The sequence below is a fragment of the Corynebacterium sp. 212_CJEI genome (genome assembly GCF_001055915.1).
In the GTDB taxonomy this organism is placed as follows: Bacteria; Actinomycetota; Actinomycetes; order Mycobacteriales; family Mycobacteriaceae; genus Corynebacterium; species Corynebacterium jeikeium_D.
In genome coordinates this window covers 1-2,355 of the sequence record NZ_JVPT01000001.1, presented here as the reverse complement: position 1 = coordinate 2,355, position 2,355 = coordinate 1, and the positions used below count along the sequence as shown (strand labels likewise).

The window sequence follows — 2,355 nt, the reverse complement described above, 5'->3', positions numbered from 1 at the left end:
TGCGCTAGACGCCCGGCCAGCGTGGAGTCTTGGCCGCCAGAAATTCCGAGCACGAATCCCTTGGCGTGCGCGGTGCGGAAATAATCGCAGAGAAAATCGACTCGGCGGCTGATTTCCTCGGCGGCATTGATGGTGGGCTGGACGTGGAGGTCGTTAATAATCTCCGACTGGAGGGGATGCGGGAAATCCTGTGTGCCTACTGGTGTCATGAGCCTCACTCTACCGCTAGTTCCGGACGGGAAAAGGGATGATTTTCCTGCCAGAAGAGTGCCAAAACTCTCATCTTTATCGAGTAAGTGCTGTTCGGATAGGGGGTCTTTGCCTGGACGGTGGCAAGATTTCCAGCGTGAGTACAACCGAACAGAATAAGACTGGACCGAACCGGGAAACCACCACAACTCGGTCGATAGCCGTGGCTATCATCGCCGCTCTGGGCGGCCTCCTCTTTGGTTACGACACCGGTGTCATCTCGGGCGCGCTGCTGTATATCCAGCGCTCTTTTGAGCTGACTCCAGGACAGGAGTCCACTGTCACCGCCATGCTCTTGGTCGGTGCGGCTATCGGTGCGTTCCTGGGCGGTCGCGTAGCGGACTCCCTGGGGCGCCGTGGCACCATCCTGCTCGGAGCGGTCGGCTTCATCATCGGCAGTATCTGGTGTGCTTTCGCTACTAGTGCGTTTTCGCTGGGTGCTGCGCGTACTTTGCTCGGCGTCTGTATCGGTGGTGTTTCCATCGTCGTACCGATGTACATCTCCGAAATGGCACCACCGCATGTGCGTGGACGCCTGGTCAGCCTGAACTCGCTGATGATCGTGATTGGTCAGCTGGTGGCGTTCCTCACCAACTCCGCCCTAGCCTCCTCCGGTAACTGGCGACTCATGCTTGGACTCGGCGCTGTCCCCGGCATCGTGCTGCTCATCGGCATGCTGGTTCTGCCGGACACACCGGCCTACCTCGTCCGTCGAGGACAGGAGGGCAAGGCGCTGGGCGTGCTGCGTCAGATGCAGGGAGATGAGGCGACGTTGGCTGAGGTTGCCGTTGGTGAGGCGTCGTCAAGCGCCGATCAGCGTGCAGCGGAGCGTCTGGCCGTGAAAACCCCGTGGGTGCGACGCACCGTCATCATTGCGATGCTTATTGGTGTGACGCAGCAGGTCACGGGCGCGAACGCGATTATGTATTTCGCGCCGACGATGATGAACAAGGTTGGCTTGTCGACGGAAAGCTCTGTCTACACCTCCATCATCATCGGTATCGCCTCGGTGATCTCGTGTGCAATCGGTATGAGCATTATTGACCGCGTTGGTCGCCGGCGAATGCTGATTATCGGTTTGGTGGGCTGTGCAAGCTCGCTGCTCGTGCTAGCACCCGTCTATGGTCTGTCGAGTAACTCTTCGACCGGTGCCATGATGTCGCTACTGCTGATGACTGTATTTATCGTGTTTCAGCAGGCGGCTGTGTCGGTGGCGACCTGGCTCCTGATTTCTGAGATTGTCCCGACAGAAGCCCGTGGCCTGGGTATGGGGCTGGCAGGTCTCGCGCTCTGGGTTGCGAACTGGTTTGTGGCGCAGGCTTTTCTTCCGATGGTGGATGCTGTCGGTGGTGCGTGGTCGTTCTTCTTCTTTGCCATTACGGGCGCAATTGCGCTGGTATTCACCATCAAGGCGGTGCCGGAGACCTCAGGTAAGACGCTTGCCGAGGTCCGCGAGTACATGATTGCCGCTGCCAAGTAGAGAAGTGGAAGCAGTTGCAACGTGGGGAGTCGCGATCTTGGGGTTGCCCGTCAAAGAACATGTTTCCCCCGGATTTTTGGAGTTATTCCGCTTATTAGGTAGTATGGCAACTCGTGTCGTAACGCATCCTCTTTGATATTTCTTCGGATTATCAGGAAGGGTGCGTTGCCAGGCAGTCACTGGGGTGATTGTCCGGGGAGAGTGCAGTGTGCACATTCCCGTTTCGGAGCCGAGTAGAAAGGAGCGCCCGAATGAAGGTCCGCAAGTCCCTTCGGTCGCTGAAGAACAAGCCGGGCGCTCAGGTCGTGCGCCGTCGTGGCAAGGTCTACGTGATCAACAAGAAGGAGCCGCGCTTCAAGGCCCGTCAGGGCTAAGCCTTATTTAGGCTAGCGCGAAGCAAATAGCTTCCTCATTTATTGCCAAAACCGCAATCTGAAGTCGCAGTTTTACTGTGGCCAAAGGTTGCGGTTTTTGGTTTTTGGAGGAGGTAGGTTCAGGCGGTGACAGCGTTTATGGCTGGGGGCGGTGGGGCGATGGAAGTTACTGACTGCGTTTATGTCAAAATTGGCCCGAAAATTGGCTGGTAGGTTCAGGCGGTGAATGCATCACCACTTTCGACCAGGAGA

The 2,355-nt window shown here is 57.3% G+C and carries 2 protein-coding genes and 1 pseudogene; 2 read left to right on the top strand and 1 reads right to left on the bottom strand.

From position 1 onward, the window contains the following. Nucleotides 1-398 (bottom strand): annotated as a pseudogene (locus ADB02_RS11675) (NAD(+) synthase); the annotation flags it as partial. 14 nt (nt 399-412) lie between these two features. Here ADB02_RS11675 and ADB02_RS00010 point away from each other — a divergent pair. Continuing rightward, nucleotides 413-1,729: a sugar porter family MFS transporter gene (locus ADB02_RS00010; RefSeq protein ID WP_241482336.1), complete on the top strand. Its 1,317-nt coding sequence runs from the start codon at nt 413-415 to the stop codon at nt 1,727-1,729. Nucleotides 1,730-1,980: 251 nt separating this feature from the next. Next, on the top strand, nt 1,981-2,103 hold the full coding sequence (gene ykgO, locus ADB02_RS00005) for a type B 50S ribosomal protein L36 (RefSeq protein ID WP_005511141.1): 123 nt from the start codon (nt 1,981-1,983) through the stop codon (nt 2,101-2,103). Nucleotides 2,104-2,355: the final 252 nt, after the last annotated feature.